Origin of the sequence: Streptomyces sp. PA03-6a (assembly GCF_033792765.1) — a bacterium.
GTDB lineage: Bacteria > Actinomycetota > Actinomycetes > Streptomycetales > Streptomycetaceae > Actinacidiphila.
Genome location: NZ_JARAVK010000008.1, coordinates 58,682 through 84,268, shown reverse-complemented (window position 1 = coordinate 84,268; position 25,587 = coordinate 58,682). Strand labels below are relative to the sequence as shown.

General features: G+C 72.9%; 23 protein-coding genes. 14 read left to right on the top strand and 9 right to left on the bottom strand.

Annotation, left to right across the window (positions count from 1 at the left end):
* Positions 1-118: 118 nt before the first annotated feature.
* Together PV350_RS03810 and PV350_RS03805 are read left to right on the top strand one after the other, a co-directional pair.
* A complete protein-coding gene (locus PV350_RS03810; RefSeq protein WP_499512381.1) occupies positions 119-328 on the top strand; it encodes a heavy-metal-associated domain-containing protein in 210 nt (69 codons plus the stop codon).
* Complete coding sequence (locus PV350_RS03805) at positions 325-2,613, top strand: heavy metal translocating P-type ATPase (protein WP_500332818.1); 2,289 nt, start codon at positions 325-327, stop codon at positions 2,611-2,613. The genes PV350_RS03810 and PV350_RS03805 overlap by 4 nt, the downstream gene beginning before the upstream one ends.
* A gap of 51 nt (positions 2,614-2,664) precedes the next feature.
* Here the strand turns inward: PV350_RS03805 and PV350_RS03800 are convergent, their stop codons facing one another.
* Complete coding sequence (locus tag PV350_RS03800; RefSeq protein ID WP_499512383.1) at positions 2,665-3,090, bottom strand: SsgA family sporulation/cell division regulator; 426 nt, start codon at positions 3,088-3,090, stop codon at positions 2,665-2,667.
* A gap of 157 nt (positions 3,091-3,247) precedes the next feature.
* Between PV350_RS03800 and PV350_RS03795 the strand changes: the two genes are divergently transcribed.
* The gene (locus PV350_RS03795) at positions 3,248-4,489 is read left to right on the top strand and encodes a winged helix DNA-binding domain-containing protein (protein ID WP_500332817.1); all 1,242 of its coding nucleotides are present in this window, start codon (positions 3,248-3,250) and stop codon (positions 4,487-4,489) included.
* Positions 4,490-4,563: 74 nt separating this feature from the next.
* The gene (locus tag PV350_RS03790) at positions 4,564-4,752 is read left to right on the top strand and encodes a hypothetical protein (protein WP_499512385.1); all 189 of its coding nucleotides are present in this window, start codon (positions 4,564-4,566) and stop codon (positions 4,750-4,752) included.
* Positions 4,753-4,810: 58 nt separating this feature from the next.
* On the opposite strand, the gene PV350_RS03785 is transcribed toward PV350_RS03790, so the two are convergent.
* The gene (locus PV350_RS03785; protein WP_500332816.1) at positions 4,811-7,237 is read right to left on the bottom strand and encodes a D-alanyl-D-alanine carboxypeptidase; all 2,427 of its coding nucleotides are present in this window, start codon (positions 7,235-7,237) and stop codon (positions 4,811-4,813) included.
* 252 nt (positions 7,238-7,489) lie between these two features.
* On the opposite strand from PV350_RS03785, the gene PV350_RS03780 reads away from it, so the two are divergent.
* The 3 genes from PV350_RS03780 to PV350_RS03770 all read left to right on the top strand — a co-directional run bounded on the left by PV350_RS03780 (position 7,490) and on the right by PV350_RS03770 (position 9,675).
* Positions 7,490-8,200 carry a GOLPH3/VPS74 family protein gene (locus PV350_RS03780; protein WP_026251155.1) on the top strand — a complete coding sequence of 237 codons (711 nt, stop codon included), beginning with the start codon at positions 7,490-7,492 and terminating at the stop codon, positions 8,198-8,200.
* 247 nt (positions 8,201-8,447) lie between these two features.
* Entirely contained in the window at positions 8,448-9,305 is an 858-nt protein-coding gene (locus tag PV350_RS03775) for a helix-turn-helix domain-containing protein (RefSeq protein ID WP_499512387.1), read from the top strand.
* A 160-nt stretch (positions 9,306-9,465) separates the two neighbouring features.
* The gene (locus PV350_RS03770) at positions 9,466-9,675 is read left to right on the top strand and encodes a DUF397 domain-containing protein (protein WP_499512388.1); all 210 of its coding nucleotides are present in this window, start codon (positions 9,466-9,468) and stop codon (positions 9,673-9,675) included.
* Between the two features lie 79 nt (positions 9,676-9,754).
* On the opposite strand, the gene PV350_RS03765 is transcribed toward PV350_RS03770, so the two are convergent.
* Positions 9,755-10,600: a hypothetical protein gene (locus tag PV350_RS03765; protein WP_499512389.1), complete on the bottom strand. Its 846-nt coding sequence runs from the start codon at positions 10,598-10,600 to the stop codon at positions 9,755-9,757.
* Between the two features lie 106 nt (positions 10,601-10,706).
* Between PV350_RS03765 and PV350_RS03760 the strand changes: the two genes are divergently transcribed.
* The 3 genes from PV350_RS03760 (at position 10,707) to PV350_RS03750 (ending at position 14,550) form a co-directional block, all read left to right on the top strand.
* Entirely contained in the window at positions 10,707-11,900 is a 1,194-nt protein-coding gene (locus PV350_RS03760; RefSeq protein ID WP_499512390.1) for an aminotransferase-like domain-containing protein, read from the top strand.
* A 51-nt stretch (positions 11,901-11,951) separates the two neighbouring features.
* The gene (locus PV350_RS03755; protein WP_500332815.1) at positions 11,952-12,737 is read left to right on the top strand and encodes an SDR family oxidoreductase; all 786 of its coding nucleotides are present in this window, start codon (positions 11,952-11,954) and stop codon (positions 12,735-12,737) included.
* Between the two features lie 280 nt (positions 12,738-13,017).
* Entirely contained in the window at positions 13,018-14,550 is a 1,533-nt protein-coding gene (locus tag PV350_RS03750; RefSeq protein ID WP_499512392.1) for a sodium:solute symporter family protein, read from the top strand.
* Between the two features lie 59 nt (positions 14,551-14,609).
* Here PV350_RS03750 and trxA read toward each other — a convergent pair whose 3' ends face one another.
* Positions 14,610-14,945: a thioredoxin gene (trxA, locus tag PV350_RS03745; protein ID WP_499512393.1), complete on the bottom strand. Its 336-nt coding sequence runs from the start codon at positions 14,943-14,945 to the stop codon at positions 14,610-14,612.
* Positions 14,942-15,361 (bottom strand): MerR family transcriptional regulator, encoded by a 420-nt coding sequence (locus tag PV350_RS03740; RefSeq protein ID WP_499512394.1) that lies wholly within the window; start codon positions 15,359-15,361, stop codon positions 14,942-14,944. Before PV350_RS03740 ends, trxA begins: the two co-directional genes overlap by 4 nt.
* A 123-nt stretch (positions 15,362-15,484) precedes the next feature.
* Here PV350_RS03740 and PV350_RS03735 point away from each other — a divergent pair, with 123 nt between their 5' ends.
* From PV350_RS03735 to PV350_RS03720, 4 genes are all read left to right on the top strand, one after another.
* Positions 15,485-18,058 (top strand): bifunctional FO biosynthesis protein CofGH, encoded by a 2,574-nt coding sequence (locus tag PV350_RS03735; RefSeq protein ID WP_500332814.1) that lies wholly within the window; start codon positions 15,485-15,487, stop codon positions 18,056-18,058.
* A gap of 202 nt (positions 18,059-18,260) precedes the next feature.
* Entirely contained in the window at positions 18,261-19,001 is a 741-nt protein-coding gene (locus tag PV350_RS03730; protein ID WP_499512396.1) for an SCO2400 family protein, read from the top strand.
* A gap of 17 nt (positions 19,002-19,018) precedes the next feature.
* Positions 19,019-19,501 carry a hypothetical protein gene (locus PV350_RS03725; protein WP_500332813.1) on the top strand — a complete coding sequence of 161 codons (483 nt, stop codon included), beginning with the start codon at positions 19,019-19,021 and terminating at the stop codon, positions 19,499-19,501.
* Positions 19,502-19,652: 151 nt separating this feature from the next.
* Complete coding sequence (locus tag PV350_RS03720; RefSeq protein ID WP_500332812.1) at positions 19,653-20,759, top strand: ADP-ribosylglycohydrolase family protein; 1,107 nt, start codon at positions 19,653-19,655, stop codon at positions 20,757-20,759.
* Positions 20,760-20,772: 13 nt separating this feature from the next.
* Here PV350_RS03720 and PV350_RS03715 read toward each other — a convergent pair whose 3' ends face one another.
* The 4 genes from PV350_RS03715 to PV350_RS03700 form a co-directional block, all read right to left on the bottom strand.
* On the bottom strand, positions 20,773-21,603 hold the full coding sequence (locus PV350_RS03715; protein WP_499512399.1) for an LLM class F420-dependent oxidoreductase: 831 nt from the start codon (positions 21,601-21,603) through the stop codon (positions 20,773-20,775).
* Positions 21,604-21,702: 99 nt separating this feature from the next.
* A complete protein-coding gene (locus tag PV350_RS03710; RefSeq protein WP_500332811.1) occupies positions 21,703-23,442 on the bottom strand; it encodes an N-acyl-D-amino-acid deacylase family protein in 1,740 nt (579 codons plus the stop codon).
* A gap of 160 nt (positions 23,443-23,602) precedes the next feature.
* Positions 23,603-24,724, bottom strand: a complete 1,122-nt coding sequence (locus PV350_RS03705) for an LLM class flavin-dependent oxidoreductase (RefSeq protein ID WP_499516864.1) — start codon at positions 24,722-24,724, stop codon at positions 23,603-23,605.
* A 92-nt stretch (positions 24,725-24,816) separates the two neighbouring features.
* Positions 24,817-25,581 carry an SDR family NAD(P)-dependent oxidoreductase gene (locus PV350_RS03700; protein ID WP_499512401.1) on the bottom strand — a complete coding sequence of 255 codons (765 nt, stop codon included), beginning with the start codon at positions 25,579-25,581 and terminating at the stop codon, positions 24,817-24,819.
* Positions 25,582-25,587 lie beyond the last annotated feature (6 nt).

The following is a 25,587-nucleotide window of genomic DNA, read 5'->3' as shown; positions in this document are numbered from 1 at the left end:
CCGCTCCCCCACCCTCCCCTTCCTCGATACCCCTAGGGGGTATAATTTGGTGGTGGGTGGACGGCACGGTGCCCGACGCCGTCCACCGGAACACGCACAGGACGCACGAGGAGAACCCATGTCTGTCAGCTACAGCGTCTCCGGGATGAGCTGCGGTCACTGCGAGTCTGCGGTCAGCAAGGAGGTCTCGACCCTCCCCGGTGTCACCGGCATCACGGTGGACGCCAAGACCGGCCTGCTCACCATCGACTCCAACGCCCCCCTGGACGAGGAGGCCGTCCGCGCCGCCGTGGACGAGGCGGGCTACGAGCTGGTCGGCCGGGCATGACCGTCCCGGATCAGCAGCAGGTCACCCCGCGGATCGCCGCGCAGGCCGCCCCTGCGGGCGTCACCGAGCTCGAACTCGCGATCGGCGGGATGACCTGCGCCTCGTGCGCGGCCCGGATCGAGAAGAAGCTCAACCGGATGGACGGCGTCACGGCCACCGTCAACTACGCCACCGAGAAGGCCAAGGTGGCGTTCGGGGACGGGATCGGCGTCGGCGACGTGATCGCCATCGTCGAGGCCACCGGTTACACCGCCGCGCTCCCCGCCCCGCCGGTCACCGACGCGTCGCGGGAGGAGCCGGAGTCCGCGCCGGGCGAGCTCACGGCGCTGCGGCAGCGGCTGCTGACCGCCGTCGTGCTCGCCGTGCCCGTCATCGCGATGGCCATGGTCCCGGCCCTGCAGTTCCGCAACTGGCAGTGGCTGTCGCTGACCCTGGCCGCGCCGGTCGTGGCGTACGCGGCATGGCCCTTCCACCGCGCGGCGTGGACCAACCTGCGGCACGGCGCCACCACCATGGACACGCTGATCTCCATGGGCACGCTGGCCTCCTTCGGCTGGTCGGTGTGGGCGCTCTTCTTCGGCGACGCGGGCGTGCCGGGCCTGACGCACCCCTTCGAGCTGACCGTCGCCCAGGGGCACGGCTCCGCCAACCTGTACCTGGAGGTCGCCTCCGGCGTCACCGCCTTCATCCTGGCCGGGCGCTACTTCGAGGCCCGTTCCAAGCGCCGGGCGGGCGCCGCGCTGCGCGCCCTGATGGAACTGGGCGCCAAGGACGTCGGCGTGCTGCGCGGCGGGCGCGAGGTGCGCGTCCCCACGGCCGAACTGGCCGTCGGCGACCTGTTCGTGGTGCGGCCGGGCGAGAAGGTGGCCACCGACGGCGTCGTACGGGAGGGCACCTCGGCGGTCGACGCCTCGATGCTCACCGGCGAGTCCGTACCGGTCGAGGTGGGGCCGGGCCGGGCCGTCACCGGGGCCACGGTGAACGCCGGCGGCCGGCTGGTCGTGGAGGCCACCCGGGTCGGCGCCGACACCCAACTGGCCTGTATGGCCCGCCTGGTGGAGGACGCCCAGAACGGCAAGGCGGCGGCGCAGCGCCTCGCCGACCGGATCTCCGCGGTGTTCGTCCCCGTCGTCATCGGGCTCGCGCTCGCGACCCTCGGCTTCTGGCTCGGCAACGGCTCGGGCCCGACCGCCGCCTTCACCGCGGCCGTCGCCGTGCTGATCATCGCCTGCCCGTGCGCGCTCGGACTGGCCACGCCCACGGCGCTGATGGTCGGCACCGGACGGGGCGCGCAGCTCGGCATCCTCATCAAGGGACCCGAGGTCCTGGAGACCACCCGGCGGGTCGACACCATCGTGCTGGACAAGACCGGCACGGTCACCACCGGTGCCATGACGCTGACCGGCGTCCACCTGGCCGAGGGCGAGCGGGAGGACGAGGTGCTGCGCCTGGCCGGCGCCCTGGAGGACGCCGCCGAGCACCCCATCGCCCGCGCGGTCGCCCGGGCGGCGGAAGAGCGCACCGGCCCGCTGCCCGACGTCACGGGCTTCCGCGCGCTGCCCGGACTCGGCGTCCAGGGCACCGTCGACGGCCACGAGGTCACGGTGGGCCGCCAGGAACTGCCCGAGCCGCTCCCGGCGGGGCTCGCCCGGGCGAAGGCGGAGGCCGAGGCCCGCGGCAGCACGGTGGTCACGGCCGCCTGGGACGGCCGGGCCCGCGCGGTGCTCGTCGTCGCCGACGCCGTGAAGCCGACCAGCGCCGACGCCGTCCGCATGCTGCGCGGACTGGGCCTCACCCCGGTGCTGCTCACCGGCGACCACGAGGCGGTGGCCCGGGCCGTCGCCGCCGAGGTCGGCATCGACGCCGCCGATGTGATCGCGGACGTCATGCCGGAGGACAAGGTCGCCGTCGTGGCCCGGCTCCAGCGGGAGGGCAGGTCCGTCGCCATGGTCGGCGACGGGATCAACGACGCCGCCGCGCTGGCCCGCGCCGACCTCGGACTCGCCATGGGCACCGGCACGGACGCCGCCATCGAGGCGAGCGACCTGACCCTGGTCCGCGGCGACCTGCGGGTGGCCGCCGACGCCATCCGGCTGTCCCGGCGCACCCTGGGCACGATCAGGGGCAACCTCTTCTGGGCCTTCGGCTACAACGTGGCGGCCCTGCCGCTCGCCGCCGCCGGGCTGCTCAACCCGATGATCGCGGGCGCCGCGATGGCCTTCTCCTCGGTCTTCGTGGTCGGCAACTCGCTGCGCCTGCGCGGGTTCCGGCCGCTCGCGCGCTGACCCCCACGGCCGCCCCCGGGCCATGGGGGGGCGGCCGTGGCCGTGTGGCGGTCACTCGCCGTCGGTGTCCAGCAAGGCGGCGATCACCGCGTCCATGTCCAGGTGGCGCAGTTCCTGCCCGGGCGGCACGGCCTCGTACACCCGGGCCAGGAAGCTCCGCAGACCGGAGGTGCGCACCTCCACGAGGGCGGTGCCCTCGTCGGTGCGGAACTCGATCGCGGTGTGCTCCGGCCCGTTCGGCCGGATGTGCACGTCGCCCTCCCCGGCGGGCTCGTACAGGCCCGTGGTGAGCAACCCGCGGGCGAAGACCCAGGTCACCTCGGCGCCGTCGAGGGAGACCTCCGCGGGGAAGGTGATCCGGGCGGCGAGCGGGTCGTCGCGGCGGTAGCGCAGGGTCGCGGTGATCTCCCGGCCCCGGGGCCCCGAGCGCGGGGTGCGCAGACGGGCCCTGACGATGTGGTCGATGTCGGTCAGCATGGCCTTCCTCGGCAGGCGGGCGGTGCGCTCCGGATGCGTTCCGGTCCACCGGGAGAGCGCGGACGGCCGCTGTCCTTACGCGACTTCCGGTACCGATTGTGTGATGTACGTCACAGGCGGCCGGAGGTGCTGTCGGTGGGCCGTGCCACGATGAGCCATGGACGCACGACGGACGGTGGGGGCGCAGGAGCGGCGGCGCCGCATGGCGGTACGGCACCGGCTGACGCCGGAACGGCGGGCCGCGACCCCCGAGGAGGTCACCGAGTCGCTGGTGGCGCTGCACGGCACGGACCCGGCGACGGTCTACGTGTCGGCCGCCGCCAGGATGCGCGAGCCCGGCGCCGCGGCCCTGGACCGGGCACTGCACGAGGACCGGAGCCTGACCCGGCTGCTCGCGATGCGGCGGACGATGTTCGTGGTCACCACCGCCTCGGCGCCGGTGGTGCTGTCCGCGGCGGCCCTGGCGATCGCCGCGCTGGAGCGGCGGAAACTGCTCAAGCACCTGGCCGACGGCGGCGGCTGGGACGAGCGGTGGCTGGCGGAGCTGGAGGAGTCCGTGCTCGCCGCCCTGACCGGACGCGGCGAGGCGACGGCCGCGCAGCTCGCCTCCGACGTGCCCCGGCTGCGCGAACAGGTCGTGGTGGCACGCGGCAAGCCGTACGAGGCCACCCAGGCGGTGTCGACGCGCGTCCTGCGGGTGCTGGCGGCGGAGGGCCGCATCGTCCGCAGAAGGCCGGTGGGCGGCTGGACGAGCAGTCAGTACCGCTGGGCCCCGGGCACGGTGACCCGGACGCCCCCCACCGCGCAGGCGCGCGTCGAGCTGGTGCGCCGCTGGCTGGCCGCGTACGGGCCGGGCACGGAGGCCGACCTGAAGTGGTGGACGGGCTGGACGCTGACCGAGGTCCGCAAGGCCCTGGCGGCGCTCGGCACGGAGGAGGTCCTGCTCGACGGGGAGACCGGCCACGTGCTGCCGGGCGACGGCGACCCGGCCCCGCCGACGCCACCGTGGGCGGCGCTGCTGCCCGCGCTGGACCCGACGCCGATGGGCTGGCAGCGGCGCGACTGGTACCTGCCGCAGGACGAACGGGAGCGGGCGGCGCTCTTCGACCGCTCGGGCAACATCGGCCCGACCGTGTGGTGGAACGGGCAGGTCGTCGGCGGCTGGGCGCAGCGCGCCGACGGCGAGGTCGTCCACCGGCTCTTCGGCGACCCGGGCCGCGAGGCCGTCGCCGCGATCGAGGCGGAGGCCGCGCGGCTGCGGGGGTGGCTGGACGCCGTCCGCGTCACGCCCCGCTTCCGCACCCCGCTGGAGCGCGAGTTGTCGGCCCAGGCGGCTTCGGCGCCCCAGACGCCCCCGCCCCCGGCGGCCTCGTCGGCCCCGTCGGCTCCACCGGCCTGAAACACCGTCACCACGGGTATGCCGCTCATGACGCCCGGTGACCGGCCGGGCGCGGACCGGGCAGAGGTGGACCGATGGAACAGGTGGCCGTGTTCTGCGGCAACTGCGACTGCGGCTGTCCCACGCTGTATGTGGACGAGACGGCGCCGGCCGACCAGCGGGTCGTGCTGACCGACGACTTCGGGCAGCGGGTGCGGATGAGCGCCGAGCAGTTCCGCTCGCTGGTCGAGGAGGCGAAGGCGGGCCGGCTGGACCACGTGTAGCGGTCCGGCCGGCCCGTCCTCCCGATCGCCCGCGCACCGCGGGCGGGGCCGACCCGGGTCAGGCGACCCGGGTCAGCTTCGAGCCGAAGGAGGGCTCGACGAGGGCCGACTGCAGCACGACCGGGACCCGGATCATGCTGTCGCCCTTTCCGACGACGAGTTCACCGACCTGGTCACCTGCCTGCGCCGCGTGCGGCAGACCCCCCTTGCCGGTCTCCACCGAGATGTCGACCTTGAGGCCCGTCCAGCCGATCGCGGTGACGTCCTTCCCGGCCACCACCGGGGTGCGGCCGCCGAGGCCGTCGTCGACGTAGCCGACGACGTCGCCCTTCTTGATGATCGTGGCCGAGGCGAGCGCGTCCCGCGTGCCGTCGATCAGGGTGCGGCTGCGGCTGAGGACCGTGTCGATGATCGGCGCCTTCTGCTGGTCGAGCATCGCGCCGACGATCAGCTGCTTGGTGCCGCCGATCGTGCGGTAGGCGGCGAAGAGCAGGTTGCCGCCGGCCTTGGTGCTGGTGCCGGTCTTGATGCCGACGATGTCGTGGTAGCCGGCCAGCTGGTTGTAGTTCTTCTGGTCGTCGCCGTTGATGTCCGTGTACTGGATCTTGGTGGCGATCTGCGCGAAGACCTCGTCCTTCATCGCCGCGTGCCCCAGTTTGACCTGGTCGCTCGCGGTGCTGACGGTGGTCGCCTCCAGGCCGCTCGGGTCGGTGTACGTCGTGTCGTCCATCCCGAGTTCCTCGGCGGCGGCGTTCATCTTCTTCACGAACGCCTCCTCCGATCCCGCGTCCCAACGGGCCAGCAGGCGGGCGATGTTGTTGGCCGAGGGCAGCATGACGGCCTCCAGCGCCTCGTACTCGCTGAGCTTCTGCCCGGCGGTGACGGGGACGACGGACTCCGACTCCTGCATGCCGCTGTGGTACTGGTCCTCGGCCTTCTGGTCGACCTCGACGGTCTCGCCCTTGCCGCCCTTCTTGATCGGGTGGTCGCGCAGGATGACGTAGGTCGTCATCACCTTGGCGACGCTCGCGATCGGCGTCGGCACCTGCTCGCCGAACTCGCCCATGCGGCCCAGGCCCTCGGCCTCGACGACGGCCTGGCCCTCGCTGGGCCACGGGAGCGCGAGTTCGTCGCCCTTGAAGGTGTACGAGGTCTCGGCGGTCAGGTCCAGCTCCGGCTCGGGCAGCGGGCGCAGCGCCTGCGCCACGCAGAAGGCCACGATCAGCAGCAGGACCAGCGGGGTCCAGATCTTGATCCGCCGCACGGTCGTGCGCAGCGGCGTCTGCGGCGGCGGCGGCGTGTTCGTCAGTTCCGCCAGCAGCCGCAGCGGCTCGTCGGGGTCGGGCGGCAGCGGCATCTGCTTCGTCCGCGAACCGCCGCCGGGCTCCGTGGTCCGCGCGGTCTCCACGGGCGCCGGGGCCTGCGGGACCACGGCCGGGCGGTCGTCGGTCCGCAGCGGGACGAACGTTCCGCTCGGCCGGGAGGGCGCCTTGACGGGCGCGGACGCGGAGGGCGCGCGCAGGGTCATGGTGCGGTCCCTGGCCGGCGTGCCGCCGCCCTCGGTGCGGGGCGCGCGCAGCGTGAGCGTGCCCTCCCCGGCCCTGGGGCCGTCGTGTCCGCCCCCGGACGCCTCGCGCGCCCCGGGTCCGCCCTTGACGTCTCCGGGGCCCTGTGAGGGGCCCTCGGCGTCGTCCTCGTCGTCGTCCGAGGGGGTGGCGTCCCGGGACTTCCCGGGAGCGTCCTGCGTGGAGTCGTCCGGGGTCTCCTCGCCCGCGTCGCCGCCGTCGTCGTCCCCGGGCTCCGCTTCGGCGTCCGCCCCGGTCCGCTCGTCCGTCCCCGCGGAAGGCTCTTCGCCACGGCCGGTCTCCCCGGCGGCGGAAGGTTCCTCCGGCTCGGCCCCGGAGTCCGCGGACTCCTCTGGCTCCTCGCCGTCCTCGGGGTCCACGGCGTCCTCGGGCCCCTCCGCGGGCGTCCCGCCGGCGGTGGGTTCCGCGGCGCCGTCCTCGGCGGCCTCGTCCTCGGTGCGGTGCTCCTCGCTGCGGCCCTCGGGGCCGTCCTCGGTGCCGGCTTCGACCTCCGCCCCGTCCCCGGCCCCGTCCTCGTCGCCGTCCTCGTCGCCGTCCGTACCGGATTCCTCCGCGCCCGCCTCCTCGGCGACTGCGTCGTCGGTACGGGATTCCGCATCGTCCCCCGCGCCGTCGGCCGGAGGGGCGTCCTCCGCGTCCGGCGTAGCGTCCTGCGGCTCGCCGTCCACGCCCGCTCCGTCATCCGGCGTAGCGGAAGCACTCCGATCCGGCTCCGGCACGCCCTCCGCTTCGGGCGGCTCCGGCGCGAACTCCGGGTCCCCGGTGGCCGGTTCCGATGCGCCCCGGGGCGCTCCCACGACCCCGCGGAAGACCGACAGCCGCGGATCCACCGCCCCGCCTCCGGTCGCCTCCCCCGACAACTCCTGCTGCTCCGCCCTGCCGGGGGACTCGCCCGCCACCGGACCTCCTCCACACTCGTGCGGTGCGCCGCCGCGGCGCCCCGCTCACCCTTACACCAGTTTCCAGGCCCCTGCTGTGAAGCCGCCGTGGGACCCGCCGTGGGACGCCAACGGCCCCCCGCGAGCCACCGCCGCCCTCGGTGCTAGACGAGAACGACATATGAGTCGGTTCCCGCACGAACGGGCAAGGCGCTCTCGACAGGCCGGTGTGAGAGGCGTCACCCTGTCATTCATCCACGCGGGGAGGCATGGATGGGCAGGAGCCGCAGAACACTTCCGGAGGAGCTACTGCTTCTCGCCTTGGACCCGGCCACGGGTACCACGGCGCAGCCGCAGTCGCTCGACCTCGGTCTTGCCGGGGCACAGCTAGTGGAGCTGGCCCTCGCAGGACGGATAGCCCCTGACGGGGATCGTATCGCCGTGGTGCACCCACGGCCGACAGGAGATCCGACCCTGGACTCCGCGCTCGAACTGCTGCGCCGTCGTGGCAGCCCCGTGCGCGCCGTCCACTGGATCGGCGGGCCCCGCCTGGGGCTGCGCCAGACGTATCTCACGCATCTGGAACGGTGCGGCATGGTGCACGCCGTGCCGGGGCAGATGTGCGGGGTGCTGCCGACCACGCGCTATCAGGCGACCGACAGCGAGGTCAGCCGGGAGATCAGGGCCCGGCTGGACAGTGCGATCCGCACCGGGGTGCCACCGGACCCGCGGACCGCCGCGCTCGCCGCGATCGCCCATGCCGTGGGGCTCGGCAAGCACCTGTACCCGGGCAACGAAGGCCGGTCGTCCCGATCGCGGCTCCGTGACCTGATCAGGTACGACCCCATGGGCGGCCTCGTCGCGCACGCCGTGATGGACGTGCAGAACGGTGCCGCCGCGCAGCCGAAGCGCGCCCCCGCCCAGGGGCGTCCGGCGGCGGCCAGGGCGACGGGCCACGGCATGGTCCGCGCCGGCGTCCGCTGACCCGGGGTGTCCGGCGGCAGGGCCCGGACACCGTGACGACCGCGATCCCATCGCAACCGCCGCGCGCGGGGCGGCGACCGGCACCGGCCGGCCGCCGCCCCGCGCGTTGCTGTTTGTCCGCTCTTTCGACGAGCGCAGCATATGACCAATTCCCAGCGGTGGGATGACCGATAGTGGCACTCTGCTGACCAGCAGTACATATCTGCAGAGAACACGGACCAGTCCGGAATACGGAGGTGCACATCCCGTGGCCGCCAACGTCAATCCCACCGTCAGGCGACGCCGACTCGGCTCGGAACTGCGCAAGCTGCGCGAGCAGAAAGGGATGACCGCGGAGGAGGTCGCCGCCCGGCTGCTGGTCTCCCAGTCGAAGATCAGCAGGCTGGAGAACGGGCGCCGGAGCATCAGCCAGCGCGACGTGCGCGACCTGTGCAGCGTGTACGGGGTCGAGGACAGCCGTCTCGTCGACTCCCTGATGAACATGGCGCGCGAGTCCCGGCAGCAGGGCTGGTGGCACGCCTTCGGCGACGTCCCCTACAGCGTCTACATCGGCCTGGAGACCGAGGCCGAGTCCCTGCGCGTCTACGACTCCCTGGTGGTGCCGGGCCTGCTGCAGACCCGCAACTACGCCTCGGCGGTCATCGAGGGGACGCTCCCCGAGGCCACGCCCGAGCAGATCGAGAAGCGGATCGAGATCCGGCTGCGGCGCCAGGAGCGCGTCACCGACCCGGACTCGCCGCTGCGCTTCTGGGTGGTGATGGACGAGTCCGCGCTGCGCCGTGTCGTCGGCACCAAGGACGTGATGCGCGAACAGTTGGAGTACCTGGCCCAGATGAGCACCCAGGCGCACGTCACGGTCCAGGTCCTGCCGTACGACGCCGGGGCCCACCCCGGCATGTCCGGCAACTTCGCGATCCTGGAGTTCGCCGACGCCACCGACTCCAGCGTCGTCTACATCGAGGGCGTGACGAGCGACCTGTACCTGGAGAAGCCGACCGACGTGCACGGCTACAGCGTGATGTACGAGCACCTGCGGGCCCAGGCGCTCAGCGCGGAGCAGAGCCGGCAGTTCATCGCGGACGCCGCTAAGGAGTATGCACGCTGACTCCCCGGCGGGAATGCCACAGAGTACACCTGCGTCCCGTGAGGCGGAAGACCTCCTGGAATATGCCACCCGTTGGAGGTAATAGCCGCTGTGGGCAGTGATGTTGGCGAGTAGCTTCGATCACGTCAGAGCTGCACAAAAAAGAATGCTCGGAGCGATCATGGCTATTCAGCTCGGAAACACCAGGGCGTGGACCAAGTCCACCCGTTCCCAGGGAAATGGCGCCTGCGTCGAGGTGGCCTCCCGTACGACGTCGGCCGTCGACGTCCGCGACTCCAAGGACCCCGACGGCCCGACGCTCGCCTTCTCCCCCGAGGCCTGGGCGGCGTTCGTCGCGGACGTCGGCCACGGGACGTACGACCTCGACTGAGCACCGCCGCAGTATCCGTACGGGCCCTCTCGACCGGCACGCCGTCCTGGCCGAGGGGGCTCACTGCCACCCCGGCGCCCTACCCCCGCAACCGGTCGACGTAGGTGTCGGTCCCGGGCACCGTGGGGACGAAGGGCGCGACGAGTTCGACCCGACCGAGCCCCGTGCCGGCCACCTCGGTGTCCAGCCCCGTGAAGTGCTCCTCCCACACCTCGCGCGGGTCCCGCTGCAGGAACCACAGCAGGGTGAGCCGGGTGCCGACGCCCTCGACCTGCTTCACGTACGACATCCGCTCCAGCGGCAGCGGTGTGGGACGGAAGACGGTCACCATCGCGGAGGGCGAGCCGGCCAGCCGCCGCGGCAGGTGGCGGTCGCGCAGCAGGCCGAGCAGCGCGTCGCACTCCTGCGGGGTGTCGGTGTCGACCACCTCGACGACCAGCCCCGCGTAGGGGTGGTCGAGCGCGTGGAAGTCCCGGGGCCCGGCCGGCCCGTCACGGTAGACGGTGACGGCGTGGTCCTGGAAGGCGGTGAAGACGTGGGTGCGGTCGTGGTGGACGCGGGCGTCGCGGTTGAGGCGCCGGTTGATGGCGACGGTCCACTTCATGTGGTCCCCGTAGCGCCCGGCCGTGATCCAGTACACGGTGATGTAGCAGCCCTCGGTGACGGGCCGGGCCACCGCGGACTTCTCCGGGTAGCGCAGTAACTGCAGGTCGCGGGTGGCCACCCAGCGGCGCCCGGCGTACATCCAGGGCATGGCCATGGCACCGGCGATGAAGTGGTCGTCCTCGTACCAGCGGTTGTAGGCGTACTCGTGGCCGGGGTGCGGCTCGACCATGGTGATGAGCGCGTGGCCGAGGCCGGGGCCGTACGGGCCGACGGAGGCCAGTTCGGCGTAGACCTCGCTGCGGGTGTCTTCTTCGGTCATGCATACGGTGTAGCTGACTGAGCGTCAGAAATGGAAGCCCGTGGCGGTGCCCGGCACATCTGTGTACGGTCCGCGAAATCGCCCGCCCACAGCGAAGGAGCCCGCCATGCGTGCCGCCGTCCCCGGCCTCGCCACCCGCGCCACCTCCGTCGGCGGCTCGCCGGTACGGGAGATCCTCGCGCTGACCGCCCGCCCGGAGGTGATCTCCTTCGCCGGCGGGCTGCCCGCCCCCGAGCTCTTCGACGCCGCGGCGATACGCGCCGCGTACGACCGCGTCCTCGCCGAGGCACCCGAGCGGGTGCTGCAGTACTCCACCACCGAGGGGGACCCGGCGCTGCGCACGGCGGTCGCCGGCCGGCTCAGCCGGGCGGGACTGCCCACCGGCTCCGAGGACCTGCTCGTCACCGGCGGCTCCCAGCAGGCCCTCACCCTGATCTCCACCGCCCTGCTGGAACCCGGGGACGTCGTCCTCGTGGAGGACCCGGGCTACCTGGCGGCGCTGCAGTGCTTCGCCTTCGCGGGCGCCCGCGTGGTGCCCGTCCCCTCCGACGCGGACGGCATCGACCCGATGTCCCTGGAGCTGGCCGTGGTCCGGGAGAAGGCCAAGCTGCTCTACCTGGTGCCGACCTTCCAGAACCCCACGGGCCGCACGACGACCGCCGAGCGCCGGCAGGCGGTCGCCCTGATCGCCGAACGGCACGGTCTGTGGATCGCGGAGGACGACCCGTACGGCGAACTGCGCTACGACGGCGAGGCGGAGCCGTGGATCGCCTCCCACGAGGCGGCCGCCGACCGTACGGTCCTGCTCGGCAGCCTGTCCAAGATCATGGCCCCCGGGATGCGGCTCGGCTGGCTGCGCGCCCCGGCCACCCTGCACCGCGCGTGCGTGGTCGCCAAGCAGTCCGCCGACCTGCACACCTCGACCGTGGACCAGGCCGCCGCCGCCCGCTACCTCGCCGACTCCGACCTCGACGCCCATCTGACCCGGGTCCGCGCCGCCTACCGGGAGCGGCGGGACGCCCTGCTGGCCGGGCTGCCCGGCGCGCTGCCCGAGGGCAGCTCGTGGAACCGGCCCGAGGGCGGCATGTTCGTCTGGGCGCGGCTGCCCGCCGGTTACGACGCGACGGAGCTGCTGCCCCAGGTGGTGGCCCACGACGTGGCCTACGTGCCGGGGGCGCCCTTCTACGCGGGCGAGCCCGACCGTGCGGCGCTGCGGCTGTCCTTCGTGACGCACACCCCGGACGAGATCGGGGAGGGGCTGCGCCGGCTCGCCAAGGCCCTGGCCATCGCGGGCGGGTGAGCCTATTCTGACGATCCGTCAGTTCATCCGTCGGGGTGGAGGTGGTGGGTCGTGCTGCTGCGCGACAAGACCGTGGTGGTGTCCGGGGTCGGAGCCGGCCTCGGACAGCGCGTCGCCCAGGCCGTCGTCCGCGACGGCGGGAACGCGGTGCTCGGGGCCCGCACCGAGGCCCACCTCGCCAAGGCGGCCGACGAGATCGACCCCGGGGGCGCCCACGTCGCCTGGCGCTCCACGAACATCAAGGACGCCGCACAGTGCGAGGCGCTGGCCGCACTCGCACAGGAGCGCTTCGGCGGGATCGACGCGGTCGTCCACGTCGCCGCCATGGACGGCTACTTCGGCGGTCTGGCCGACGCCGACTTCGAGACCTGGAAGACGGTGCTGGACGTCAACCTGCTCGGCACGCTGCGGATGACCCGGGCCTGCCTGCCCGGTCTGCGCGGGCGCGGCGGCGGCTCGGTGGTCTTCATCGGCACCCAGTCCGCCGTGGCCGCGCCGTCCCAGGTGCGCCAGGCGGCGTACGCCTCCTCCAAGGGCGCGCTCACCTCGGCGATGTACTCGCTCGCCCGTGAACTCGGCCCGGAGCGGATCCGGGTCAACACCGTGCTGCCGGGCTGGATGTGGGGCCCGCCGGTCCAGGCCTACGTCGGCTTCACCGCGCACACCGAGGGCGTACCCGAGGACGAGGTGCTGCACCGGCTCACCGACCGGATGGCGCTGCCGGAGCTGGCCACGGACGGCGACGTGGCGGAGGCCGCGGTCTTCCTGGCCTCCGACCGGGCGCGCGCGATCACCGGGCAGTCGCTGCTGGTGAACGCGGGCGAACTGATGCACTGACAGGGACGGTCGGAGCCCGGGCGGGCTCCGGTCGACGTGCGGTCGTTCCGGCGAAGTACCCGCTCATCGTGGGGCGCCGGGCAGGTTCACAACAACGTGAAGTAAGGTCAAGAACAAGTAAAATCGTTCTACTCGCTGATCGGCGTTCATGTCCTTGAACGCCGATGGTCTTGACCAGCCCCTTTCCAGGCGGTTCAATCTGGGGCGCCGCCCCGCGACGGACGTACCGGCGAAGTGCGCTCCCGTTCACAAGGCGGACCCCTGGAAGGGGCAACAACGCATGAACAGTCTCGACTGGGCTGTACTCGTCGGCTACTTCGGCGTGATGGTCGCCATCGGCCTGTGGTCCCACAAACGCGTCGACGACGTCAGCGACTTCTTCACCGCGGGCGGTCGCATGCCCTGGTGGCTGTCCGGCATCTCGCACCACATGTCCGGCTACAGCGCGGTCATGTTCACCGGGTACGCCGGCATCGCCTACACCTACGGCGTCACCTCGTACGTCACCTGGTCCTTCCCCATCGCCATCGGCATCGCCATCGGCGCCAACCTCTTCGCGCCCCGGCTCAACCGGCTGCGCTCGCGGCTGCACGTGGCCTCGCCGCTGGAGTACCTGAAGACCCGCTACAACGTCCCGACCCAGCAGGCACTCGCCGTCTCCGGCGTGCTGCTCAAGATCGTGGACGTGGGCGCCAAGTGGGCGGCTATCGCCACCCTCCTGTCGGTCTTCACCGGTGTCTCCCTCAACCAGGGCATCCTCATCACCGGCGCCGTCACGGCCGTCTACTGCACGGTCGGCGGCCTGTGGGCGGACGCCCTCACCGAGCTGGGCCAGTTCGTCATCCAGCTGCTGGCCGGCCTCGCCATGCTGGTCGCGGTGCTGGGCGAGATCGGCGGGATCAGCGGGCTGTGGACGGTCTGGGACAAGCTGCCCGACAACCACACCGCCCCGACCGCCGGCCCGTACACCCTGACCTTCCTGCTGGCGTACCTGTTCATCAAGACGTTCGAGTACAACGGCGGCATGTGGAACCAGGCCCAGCGCTACATGGCCACGAGCAACGCCCGCGAGGCCACGCGCTCGGCGCGGCTGTCGTCCGTGCTGTGGTTCGTCTGGCCGCTGATCCTCTTCTTCCCGATGTGGGTCGCCCCGCTGCTGGTGAAGGCGCAGAAGCCGGACGCCTCCGACTCGTACGCCCTGCTGACCGAGCAACTGCTGCCGCACGGCCTGCTGGGCCTGGTGGTCGTCGGCTTCTTCTCGCACACCATGGCCATGTGCTCCTCCGACGCCAACGCCATCGCCGCCGTCTTCACCCGGGACATCGCCCCGGTGCTGTCCAAGGCGGCGCGCGGCTGGAACGCGCGGGCCGGACTGCTCGCGGCGCGGCTCACCACCGTGGCCTTCCTCGCCCTGTCGATGGCGGTGGCCACCCAGGTCAACTCGCCGACCTTCAAGGACATCATCACGGTCGTCATCAAGTGGGTGGCCGGCCTGATGGGCCCCATCGCGATCCCGTTCATGCTCGGCCTGCTGCGCACCTTCCGCAAGTCCGGCCCGACGGCGGCGCTGGTCTCCTGGGCGGCGGGCCTGTTCGCCTTCTGGCTCACCAACTACGGCCTGGACGGGGTGCAGCTGCAGATCCAGATCGTGACGCCGCTCGCCGTCAGCCTCGTGCTGTACGTGCTCATCGGCTTCGTCAAGCCCGAGGACACCCCGGAGCGCGACGCGGTCCTGGCGCGGATCAACTCCGACGGGGACGGGGACGACGCGGCCGCCGCCGCGACCCTGCCCGAGGAGCCCGCGAAGGCCTGACGGCCGGTTCCCGGGGCGGGCCTTCACCCGTCCCGGGACCCGCCCGGGCGCCCGCCCGCTCACAGGACGTCGGCGAGCTCCTGCAGCAGCCGCCGCTTGGGCCGCGCCCCCACCAGGGACTTCACCGGCTCCCCCGACCGGAAGACCATCAGGGTCGGCATCGACAGGACGCCGTACGCCGACGTCGCCTGCGGGTTGTGGTCCACGTCGAGCTGGACGACCTTCAGCCGGCCCGCCTCCTCGCGGGCGACCTCCGCCAGGACCGGGGCGATCTGGCGGCAGGGCGGGCACCAGTCGGCGGTGAACTCCACCAGCACCGGCCCCTCGGCCCCCAGCACCTCCTCGGCGAACGTCGCGTCGGTCACCTCGGTCAGGCCCTCGATGTGCGTCGTCATCGCGTACTCCCCTCGTCTGCCTCGCAGCTGAACTCACAGCGCGGTTCGGAGGTGCCCCCGGCCGAGGCCAGCTCCGCGCGGACGAGCTGCGAGCCGAGTCGCTCGCGGAGCTCCCCCAGACGGTCGATGCACTCGTCGAGCTCGGCCAGCTTGCGCCGGTAGACGTCGATCGAGGCGGCACAGGAGTCACCCTCCGGGTGGCCGGCCCGCAGGCAGTCCACGAACGGCCGGGTGTCCTCCAGTTCGAAGCCGAAGGCGCGCAGCGCCTGGATCTGCCGGAGCAGTCGCAGGTCCTGCTCGTCGTAGGCCCGGTAGCCGTTGCCCGTGCGCCGGGCCCGCAGCAAGCCGAGCGATTCGTAGTGGCGCAGGGCGCGGGTGGTGGTCCCGGCCCGTTCGGCGAGTTCTCCGATCCGCATGCCCCCGACGGTAGACCTTGACGCGGACGTCAAGGCCAGCTCGGTTATTCCCCGTCGGGGCCCGGCGGCCCGGTGATCCTCCCGACACCGCCGACTGACGTACGCCGCACCTATCCTCGGAGGATGACCCACACTCCGCCCACCACCAACAGCATGCGCCGTGCCCTGAGGCGCGCACGGGACGGCGTCGCGCTCGACACCGCGGAGGCCGCGGTGCTGCTCCAGGCGCGGGGGGCGGACCTCGCCGCCCTGACGGAGAGCGCGGCCCGGGTGCGGGACGCGGGCCTGGAGGCGGCGGGACGGCCCGGGATCATCACCTACTCCAAGAGCGTCTTCATCCCGCTCACCCGTCTGTGCCGGGACAAATGCCACTACTGCACCTTCGTGACCGTCCCCGGCAAGCTGCGGCGGGCCGGGCACGGGATGTTCATGTCCCCGGACGAGGTGCTGGAGATCGCCCGGCGCGGTGCCGAACTCGGCTGCAAGGAAGCGCTGATCACCCTCGGGGACAAGCCGGAGGATCGGTGGCCCGAGGCGCGGGAGTGGCTGGACGCGCACGGCTACGACGACACCATCGCGTACGTGCGGGCGATGTCCATCCGGATCCTGGAGGAGACGGGGCTGCTGCCGCACCTCAACCCCGGGGTCATGAGCTGGACGGACTTCCAGCGGCTGAAGCCGGTCGCCCCCTCGATGGGCATGATGCTGGAGACGACGGCGACCCGGCTGTGGAGCGAGCCCGGCGGCCCGCACTACGGCTCCCCCGACAAGGAACCGGCCGTACGGCTGCGGGTGCTGGAGGACGCGGGGCGCAGCTCCGTGCCGTTCACCAGCGGGCTGCTCATCGGCATCGGGGAGACCTACGAGGAGCGTGCCGAGTCGCTGTTCGCGCTGCGCCGCGTCGCGCGGTCGTACCACGGCATCCAGGAACTGATCATCCAGAACTTCCGCGCCAAGCCGGACACCGCGATGCGCGGCATGCCGGACGCGGAACTGGACGACCTGGTGGCCACGGTGGCGGTCGCCCGGCACATCATGGGGCCGTCGGCCTGCCTCCAGGCGCCGCCGAACCTGGTGGACGCGGAGTACGCCCGGCTGATCGGGGCCGGCATCGACGACTGGGGCGGGGTCTCGCCGCTGACCCCGGACCACGTCAACCCCGAGCGGCCCTGGCCGCAGATCGAGGAGCTGGCGGCGCGCTCGGCGGAGGCGGGCTTCAGCTTGCGCGAACGGCTTTGCGTCTACCCGGAGTTCGTCCGGCGCGGCGAGCCGTGGCTGGACCCGCGGCTGCTGCCGCACGTCACCGCGCTGGCCGACCCGGCCACAGGTCTGGCGCGCGAGGACGCCGAGGTCACCGGCCGTCCGTGGCAGGAGCCGGAGGAGGTGTTCACCGCCGTCGGCCGCACCGACCTGCACCGCACCATCGACACCGAGGGACGCACCGGCGACCGCCGGGACGACTTCGACGAGGTCTACGGGGACTGGGAGGCGCTGCGCGAGCAGGCCGCCCCCGGCCTGGTCCCGGACCGCATCGAGGCCGACGTGCGCACCGCACTGTCCGTGGCCGCCGACGACCCCACGAAGCTGACCGACGCCGAGGCGCTCGCGCTGCTGCACGCCGACGGGGCGGCGCTGGACGCGCTGTGCCGGATCGCCGACGACGTCCGCCGCGACGCGGTCGGCGACGAGGTCACCTACGTCGTCACACGGAACATCAACTTCACCAACGTCTGCTACACCGGCTGCCGGTTCTGCGCCTTCGCCCAGCGCCGCACCGACGCCGACGCCTACACCCTGTCCCTGTCCCAGGTCGCCGACCGGGCGGAACAGGCCTGGCAGCTCGGCGCCACCGAAGTCTGCATGCAAGGCGGCATCCACCCCGACCTGCCCGGCACCGCCTACTTCGACATCGCCCACGCGGTCAAGGAACGCGTACCCGGCATGCACGTGCACGCCTTCTCCCCCATGGAGGTCGTCAACGGCGCCACCCGCACCGGCCTGTCCCTGCGCGAATGGCTGACCGCCGCCAAGGAAGCCGGCCTGGACTCCGTCCCCGGCACCGCCGCCGAGATCCTCGACGACGAGGTCCGCTGGGTCCTGACCAAGGGCAAACTGCCCGCCGCCACCTGGGTCGAGGTCATCACCACCGCACACGAACTGGGCCTGCCCTCCTCCTCCACCATGATGTACGGCCACGTCGACCAGCCCCACCACTGGCTCGCCCACCTGCGCCTGCTCGCCCGGATCCAGCAGGAGACCGGCGGCTTCACCGAATTCGTCACCCTGCCGTTCATCCACACCAACGCACCCGTCTACCTGGCCGGCATCGCCCGCCCCGGCCCCACCCTGCGCGACAACCGCGCCGTCACCGCCATGGCCCGCCTCCTGCTCCACCCCCACATCCGCAACATCCAGACCAGCTGGGTCAAGCTCGGCACCGACGGCGCCGCCGAGATGCTGCGCTCCGGCGCCAACGACCTCGGCGGCACCCTGATGGAGGAGACCATCTCCCGCATGGCGGGCTCCGGTTACGGCTCCTACCGCTCCATCCGCGACCTGGTCGCCATCGCCGACGCCGCCGGCCGCCCCGCCCGCCAGCGCACCACCACCTACGGCGAAGTACCCGCAGAACGCATCGCCGCAGGCCTGGCCTCCGACGGCCACCTGCCCGAACTGCTGCCCGTCCTCGAGGACTGAGCCGGGGCGCGGCCTCAGCCGCGCCCCTCGGCAACCTGTGCAAAAGAGTCCGAGCAACTCTCCAAAAGCGTCACACAGGCTGCGCACCTCCTTCGGGAGGTGTCGTTAGCGTTGCTGGCCGTCCCGCCCTGCACGGTGAACGTGCGCGCGGACCTGCCGCCGACGTCCCCCGGCGGCGTTGTCAGCAGAGAAAGACTCGGAGATGGACTACTGCTCCTCTTGCCGTCGGCATCTCAACGGGGCTCTCGTGTGTCCGGGGTGCGGCGCGTACGCACCCGACATAGCACCGCCCATGTGGCAGGGCCCGGACCCGACCGCCGAACGCGAGCGGCTCCGCGACGCGGACTCCCCGGACGACCCCGACGGAACCGAACAGGACGACGCCGACCCGTCGCTGCAGGGTCGTGCGGCCCGGCGACGGCAGCTGGAACGCTGGAAGAAGAACCGGCGGCGCGCGGCGGCGGCCACGGCCGTGGCACTCGTCGGCGGCGGCCTCACGGTCGCGGCGCTGCCGCACGGCGGCTCCAAGGGCCGGGCCGACACGGCGGCGGCCGCGGAGACCCTGACCCCGGCCACCGCCCGCACCCTGCCGCTCTCCTCGATCCCCGCGCAGCCCGGCGGCGACGCCACGCACCGCCCCGGTCAGCCCGCACACCCCGCCACCACCGCGCCGCGCGGCGACGCACCCCACGCCGCACCGACCGCGACGCGCACCACCGCGCCGGCGCACACCGCCCCGCAGGGCGACACCGGTCCCCGGACCGGCACGGTCACGGCCGTCCCCACACCCGCGGACATCACCCCGCACACCACCGCGCCCTCGTCCGCCCCCCACTCCCCCGCGGACGTCCCGGCCACACCCCCCACGACGACGGCGGCCCCCACGCCGCCGGCAACGAAGTCACCGATGCAGCTGTGCCTCCTGGTCCTCTGCGTCGGCTGACCGGAAAGGAACCCCACGTGTCAAGCAGCCACGCCGACCACGACCGCCGCCGCGTCCACGCCTGGCGGTTGTGGGCCGTCGGAGCCGTGACCGCGGTGCTCGCCGGCCTGCTGGCCAAGGCGGGCATCCTGGTCGCGCAGAGATTCCTGCTGCTGCCGCTCTTCGCCCCCCAGGGCTACGGGCTGTGGCGCGACGCCGCCGCCACCGCCTACATCCTCGGGGCAGCGCTCGTCGCGCTCGCCGCGACGCTCCTGCTGCGCGTCCTCCTCACCACGACGCCCCGCGCCACGCTGTTCTTCGGCTGGATCATGGCCGGGCTGACCCTCTTCGCCGTGGTGATCCCGCTGGCCCTGCACCGCTCCAACGAGATGCTCGCCACCTGCGTGGTGAACCTCTTCATCGGGCTGATCGTCACCTCCCTGCTCGCGGGCGCGGCCCGCTGGGCACTGACCCGCGGCATCCAGGCCCCCCGGCCCGCGTGGCAGGGCCGCACCTGGTGACCCCCGGGCCCCGGCCCCTCGAAGGCCCCCGTTGCCACGGCAGCGGGGGCCTTCGCCGATGCGTGACCGACCACATTCCGTTCGTGACCGGAAGCCGACCGATCTGGGTCGATTACAGTGCTTGGTCGGGTCGAGCAGAGAGGCGTTGGTCATGGTCGGGGCCATATGGGGGCGTGCCGAGCAGCAGGACTTCCGCAGCCGGGTGCGCGGTTGTCTGCTCGGTGGTGCGATCGGCGACGCCCTCGGCGCAGGCGTCGAGTCCGACTCCCTGGCCGCCCTGCGGAAGGCGCACGGGAAGGACGGGGTCACCGACTACGTCCCGGCGTACGGGCGGCGGGGGGCCGTCACCGACGGCACCCAGATGACGCTGTTCACCGCCGAGGGCCTGATACGCGCCCAGGTGCGCCGCGACGCCGGGGCCTGGCACCCGCCCACCGACGTGCACCGGGCCCACCTGCGCTGGGCGGCCACCCAGAACGACTGGGGGCCCGACGAGCGCCGCAAGGACGCCGGCTGGCTGGCCCGCGAGGAGTGGCTGTACGCGCGCCGCGGCCCCGGGAAGGCCTGCCTGACCGGTCTCGGCGACGAGCGGATGGGCACCCTCGACAACCCCAAGAACCCGGACGCCAAGGGCAGCGGCGCGCTCGTACGGTCCGCGCCCTTCGGCCTGCTGGTCGGCTGGGAGCCGCAACTGGTGTTCCAGCTCGCCGTCGAGTGCGCCGCGCAGACGCACGGTCATCCCACCGGCGTGCTGGCCGCCGGGGCGTTCGCCGTCATCGTCCACGGACTGGCCCGCGGCGAGGCCCTGGACGGCGCCGTGCAGCACACGCTGGCCCTGATCGCGGCACGCCCCGGGCACGAGGAGACCTCCGTGGCACTGCAGGCCGCCCTCGGCGCCGTACGCCAGGGACTGCCCGGCGCGGAGCGGGTGGAGTCCCTGGGCGCGGGCCGGACCGCCGAGGAGGCGCTCGCCGTCGGCGTCTACTGCGCCCTGGTCGCCGAGGACGTCCGGCACGGACTGCTGCTGGCGGTCAACCACTCCGGGGACAGCGACTCCACCGGTTCGATCTGCGGCAACCTGCTGGGCGTGCAGCACGGCGAGACCGCCCTGCCCCCGGCCTGGACCGCGGAACTGGAGGGCCGGGGCACCGTCCTCCAGCTCGCCGACGACTTCGCCATGGAGATGACGCAGGGTCCCGCGCTGCACGGTCCCGGCGGCGCGTCCGCGGCGTGGCTGGAGCGCTACCCCGGCACCTGAGCGCCGGCCGGGGTCAGATGTACTGCGCGTAGTCGTCGAGCGTGCGCAGCACGTCCGCCGTTCCCGTGGACGGCAGTTGCAGCACGACCTCCTCCAGGCCCTGGTCCCGGTAGTACGCCAGCTTGCCCGGACTGGGTCGCACCGCGTACGGCACGACCTGGAGCGCCTTGGCGTCCCGGCCGGAGGCCTCCCACACCCGGCGCAGCCGCGGCACGCTCTCCGCCAGCCCGCCCCCGCCGATCGGCATCCAGCCGTCGGCGTACTCGGCGATGTGCGCGAACAGCGCGGGGCCCCCGGCGCCGCCGCACAGGATGCGGGGCCGCCCGCCCGAGGCGGGCTTGGGCCACGCGTGGCTGGCCGCGACCCGGCAGGAGCCGCCCTCGTACGCGGTCGGTTCCGGCGCCCACAGGGCGTGCATGAGGGCCATCCGCTCCCGCACCAGCTCCCGGCGGCGCGGCCAGTCGACCCCGTGGTCGGCGGCCTCCTCCACGTTCCAGCCGAAGCCGACGCCGAGGGTGAACCGGCCGCCGGAGAGGAAGTCCAGGCTCGCGACCTGTTTGGCCAGCACGATCGGATCGTGCTGCGCGACCAGCGTGATCCCGGTGCCGAGCCGCAGCCGGTGGGTGACGGCCGCGGCGGCGGACAGGCCCACGAAGGGGTCGAGCGTACGGCCGTACTCCGGCGGCAGCGGGCCGCCCATCGGGGCGGGGGTGCGGCGGCTGACCGGGATGTGCGTGTGCTCCGGGAGGTACAGGCCGTCGAAGCCGCGCTCCTCCAGTTCCCGGGCGAGCCGGACGGCGGGGACGGAGTGGTCGGTCAGGAAGATCGTCGTGGCGATCCGCATGGCGTCGTCGCACCTCCCGTGCTGTGGGCCAACGTTATGCCCGTGCCGCGCGGCGCGGACACCCGCGACACGGTGTCCCGCCACGGGGGCGGCCCGGGGTCACAGGCCCGTGGGGACCGTGCGGGTGTCCCGTCCGGAACGCAGGACCCGGCCGGGGACGGCCCCGGTGATCCCGTCGTCGCGGATCGTCTCCACGCCGCCCACCCGCACGCTGACCACGCCCCGGGCCCTGGAGTCCAGGCGCGGGCTGTCGCCCGGCAGGTCGTGCACGAGGGTGGCGGTGCCCGCGTCGATCCGCTCGGGGTCGAACAGCACCAGGTCGGCGTGGTACCCCTCGGCGACCCGGCCGCGCCCGCGGAGTCCGAACAGCCGCGCCGGGTCGTCGGTGAGCATCCGCACCGCCTTCTCCAGCGGGACCAGCCGCCGGCCGCGCAGGCAGTCGCCGAGGAACCGGGTGGTGTACGGCGCCCCGCACATGCGGTCCAGGTGGGCACCCGCGTCGGAGCCGCCGAGCAGCACGTCCTCGTGCTCCCAGGTGTTCCGGCGCAGCTCCCAGCTGTCCGGGTCGTTGTCGGTGGGCATGGGCCACAGCACCGTCCGCAACTCGTCGGCCGCGCAGATCTCGACGAGGGTGCGGAAGGGGTCCTGGCCCCGTTCGGCGGCGATGTCCCGCACGACCCGGCCGCTGACGCCGGCCCGCCGGTTCTCCTCGGAGTACGTGTCCCCGATGACGTACCGCCCGAAGTCGGCGAGCCGGCGGAAGACACCCGCCTCGGGGCTGCCGGCGCGGCGGAGCATCCCCGCGCGGACCTCGGGGTCGCGGAGCCGGGCGATGCGCTCGGGGACGGGCAGGGAGAGGATCTCGCCCCAGCCGGGGATGAGGTTGAGGGCGCAGAAGGTGCCGAGCGACATGTTCATCGGAGTCAGGATGGGCATCGTCAGCGCGACGACGCGGCCCCCGGCCTTGCGGGCCCGCTCGGAGGCCTGCAACTGGCGGGGCACACGGTCCGGGACGGCGGCGTCGACGGTCAGCACGTTCCAGTTGAGCGGGCGGCCCGCGGCGACGCTCATGTCGACGAAGAGGTCGATCTCGTCGTCGGAGAAGGTGTCCAGGCAACCGGCGACGATCGCCTCGATCTGCGTGCCCTCGTGCTCCCCGACGGCCCGGGAGAGCGCGAGCAGTTCCGCGGGCCGGGCGTGCCGCGAGGCCACCGGGCGGCCGTCGCCGTCGGAGTGGGTGGCGGACTGGGTCGTCGACAGGCCCCAGCCGCCGGCCTCCATCGACTCGTGGAAGAGCCGCAGCATGAGGTCGAGCTGGTCCGGTGAGGGCTGCCCGCCGACGGCGTCGGGCCCCATGACGTAGCGGCGCAGCGCGCAGTGGCCCACCATGAAGCCGGCGTTGACGGCGATCCGGCCCTCCAGGGCGTCCAGGTAGTCGCCGAAGCCGTGCCAGCTCCAGTCGACCCCGGACTCCAGGGCCCTCAGCGACATGCCCTCGACCTTGGACATCATCCGGCGGGTGTAGTCGGCGTCCTGCGGCTTGAGCGGCGCCAGGGTGAAACCGCAGTTGCCGCCGGCGACGGTGGTGACCCCGTGGTTCATGGAGGGGGTCGCGAAGGGGTCCCAGAACAGCTGGGCGTCGTAGTGGGTGTGCGGGTCGACGAAGCCCGGGGTGAGGACCAGCCCGGTCGCGTCCTCGGTGGTCCGTGTGGGCTCCTCGGCCCGGCCGGGCCGCGTGACCGTGACGACGCGGCCGTCCCGCAGGCCGACGTCGGCCGTGCGGGCCGGGGCACCGGTGCCGTCGACGAGCGTCGCGCCGCGGATCAGGTGGTCGAGCATGCGTGGTCCCTCCTCCTGCTGGGGCCGCGGGCGGGCCGCCCGCCGCGCGGGTGTGGCCCCCGGCCGTCCCCGGGCGCGGCGGGCCGCCGCCGCGGTGCCGGTCCGGACGGGGGCCGGGCGGCGGTCCGGGAAGGCGCCGCCCTGTCGGTGGCCCGCGGCGTCACGCCGCCCGGCGGAAGCGGGTGGTCCGGTGCACCGGGTCCGTGTCGATCTTGGGGATGACGTGCTCCCCCACCAGCTTGATCGTGCGCATCGTGTCCTCGAAGGGGACGCCCACCGGCAGCCCGAACGACAGCTGGTCGGCCCCCGCGGACTCCCAGCGCTTGCACTGCTTGAGCGCGTCGTCGGGGTCGCCGCAGATCATCAGCTCCTCGTCGAGGAGCATCTCGATGAGCTCCTCGGTGTACGTCGGCAGCAGCTCGGGCCACTGCGGGATGTACTCCGGGCGCGGGAAGGTGTCGTGGTAGCGGAAGACCAGCGACTGCAGGTAGTTGAGGTTGCTGCTCGCGGCGACGCGGATCGCTTCCTTGCGGGTCTCGGCGACGATCGCGGTGGTCGTCACCATGACGTTGTCGTTGACGAAGTCCCCGATGGGCTCGGCGTCGCGCACCGCGGTCTTGTACTGCTCCAGCACCCACTCCATGTCGGAGACCTTCTGGACGCTGAAGCCCAGCACGCCCAGGCCCTTGCGGGCGGCCATGGCGTAGGAGGGCGGCGAGCCCGCGGCGTACCACATGGCCGGGTGCGACGTCCCGTACGGCTTGGGGAACACCTTGCGGGGCGGCAGGGACCAGTGCTTGCCCTGGAAGCCCGGGTACTCCTCGTTGAGCCACATCTTCGGGAACTCGCCGACGGTCTCCTCCCAGATCTCCTTGGTGGCGTTCATGTCCGTGATGCCGGGGAGGAAGCCGAGGATCTCGTGGCTGCCGGCGCCGCGGCCGGTGCCGAACTCGAAGCGCCCGTCGGAGAGGTGGTCGAGCATGGCGACCTTCTCCGCGACCTTCACCGGGTGGTTGACCTGCGGGAGGGGGTTGAAGATGCCCGACCCGAGGTGGATCCGCTCGGTGGCGTGGGTGAGGTAGCCGATGTAGACGTCGTTGGCGGACAGGTGCGAGTACTCCTCGAGGAAGTGGTGCTCGCTGAACCAGGCGTACTTGAAGCCCGACCGGTCCGCCTGGACGACGTACTCGGTCTCCTCCATCAGCGCGTGGTGCTCGGCCTGCGGGTCGACCTCCGAGCGGAACTTGGGCACATATCCCTGTACGAAGATCCCGAATTCCAAGGGGTTCACCGTCCCTAGCTTTTCTGACGGATCGTCAGATTCCCGCTCCGACTCTTCCACCGGCGACGGGGGAGGTCAATACCCGATCGCCGTCAGAAGAGCGAGACCCCGGCCAGCCAGCCGCCGTCGATGACGAACGGCTGCCCGGTGATGTACGAGGAGTCGTCACCGGTCAGGAAGAGCGCGAGCCGCGCGACCTCCTCCGGGCGCCCGATCCGGGCGAGCGGCACGAGCTTGCCGTACAGCTGGTCCAGGGCCTCCGCGGGCACGCTCTCCCCGGGGTTGGACATGGGGGTGTCGATCGCACCCGGGCACATCGCGTTGACCCGGATGCCCTTGGGCGCCAGCTCCACGGCGGCCACCCGCGTCATGCCGACGACGGCCGCCTTGGTCGCGGCGTACGAGGTCACCCCGGCCATGCCGGCCAGCGCCACGTAGGAGGCGGTGTTCACGATGGTGCCGCCGCCGGCCGCCGCGAGCAGCGGGGCCACGGTGCGCATCCCCAGGAAGGCACCGACCTGGTTGACCAGGACGACCTCCTGGAACTCCGCGAGCGGGGTGTCGACGAGTTCGTTGAAGCGCAGGATGCCGGCGTTGTTGACCAGGCCGTCCAGCCGCCCGAAGGCCTCGGTCGCGGCGTCCATGGCCGCGGCCCAGTCCGCCTCGCTCGTCACGTCCAGGTGGACGTAGCGCGCCCGGTCGCCGCCGATCCCCTCCGCCACGGCGGCGCCCCGCTCGTCCAGCACGTCCCCGAGGACGACCCGCGCCCCCTCCGCCGCGAAGAGCAGCGCCTCCTGCTCGCCCTGCCCGCGCGCCGCGCCGGTGATCAGCACGACCCGGCCGTCCAGCTTGCCCATGTCCGT

Excerpts from the sequence above, each read along its gene's own strand:
- PV350_RS03805 (WP_500332818.1), top strand. The coding sequence starts at position 325 with ATGACCGTCCCGGATCAGCAGCAGGTCACCCCGCGGATCGCCGCGCAG.
- PV350_RS03760 (WP_499512390.1), top strand. The coding sequence starts at position 10,707 with ATGCGTGCCGCCGTCCCCGGCCTCGCCACCCGCGCCACCTCCGTCGGC.
- PV350_RS03730 (WP_499512396.1), top strand. The coding sequence starts at position 18,261 with ATGGACTACTGCTCCTCTTGCCGTCGGCATCTCAACGGGGCTCTCGTG.
- trxA (WP_499512393.1), bottom strand. The coding sequence starts at position 14,945 with ATGACGACGCACATCGAGGGCCTGACCGAGGTGACCGACGCGACGTTC.
- PV350_RS03810 (WP_499512381.1), top strand. The coding sequence starts at position 119 with ATGTCTGTCAGCTACAGCGTCTCCGGGATGAGCTGCGGTCACTGCGAG.
- PV350_RS03790 (WP_499512385.1), top strand. The coding sequence starts at position 4,564 with ATGGAACAGGTGGCCGTGTTCTGCGGCAACTGCGACTGCGGCTGTCCC.
- PV350_RS03720 (WP_500332812.1), top strand. The coding sequence starts at position 19,653 with ATGGTCGGGGCCATATGGGGGCGTGCCGAGCAGCAGGACTTCCGCAGC.
- PV350_RS03765 (WP_499512389.1), bottom strand. The coding sequence starts at position 10,600 with ATGACCGAAGAAGACACCCGCAGCGAGGTCTACGCCGAACTGGCCTCC.
- PV350_RS03750 (WP_499512392.1), top strand. The coding sequence starts at position 13,018 with ATGAACAGTCTCGACTGGGCTGTACTCGTCGGCTACTTCGGCGTGATG.
- PV350_RS03800 (WP_499512383.1), bottom strand. The coding sequence starts at position 3,090 with ATGCTGACCGACATCGACCACATCGTCAGGGCCCGTCTGCGCACCCCG.
- PV350_RS03710 (WP_500332811.1), bottom strand. The coding sequence starts at position 23,442 with ATGCTCGACCACCTGATCCGCGGCGCGACGCTCGTCGACGGCACCGGT.
- PV350_RS03780 (WP_026251155.1), top strand. The coding sequence starts at position 7,490 with ATGGGCAGGAGCCGCAGAACACTTCCGGAGGAGCTACTGCTTCTCGCC.
- PV350_RS03795 (WP_500332817.1), top strand. The coding sequence starts at position 3,248 with ATGGACGCACGACGGACGGTGGGGGCGCAGGAGCGGCGGCGCCGCATG.
- PV350_RS03770 (WP_499512388.1), top strand. The coding sequence starts at position 9,466 with ATGGCTATTCAGCTCGGAAACACCAGGGCGTGGACCAAGTCCACCCGT.
- PV350_RS03735 (WP_500332814.1), top strand. The coding sequence starts at position 15,485 with ATGACCCACACTCCGCCCACCACCAACAGCATGCGCCGTGCCCTGAGG.
- PV350_RS03715 (WP_499512399.1), bottom strand. The coding sequence starts at position 21,603 with ATGCGGATCGCCACGACGATCTTCCTGACCGACCACTCCGTCCCCGCC.
- PV350_RS03740 (WP_499512394.1), bottom strand. The coding sequence starts at position 15,361 with ATGCGGATCGGAGAACTCGCCGAACGGGCCGGGACCACCACCCGCGCC.
- PV350_RS03700 (WP_499512401.1), bottom strand. The coding sequence starts at position 25,581 with ATGGGCAAGCTGGACGGCCGGGTCGTGCTGATCACCGGCGCGGCGCGC.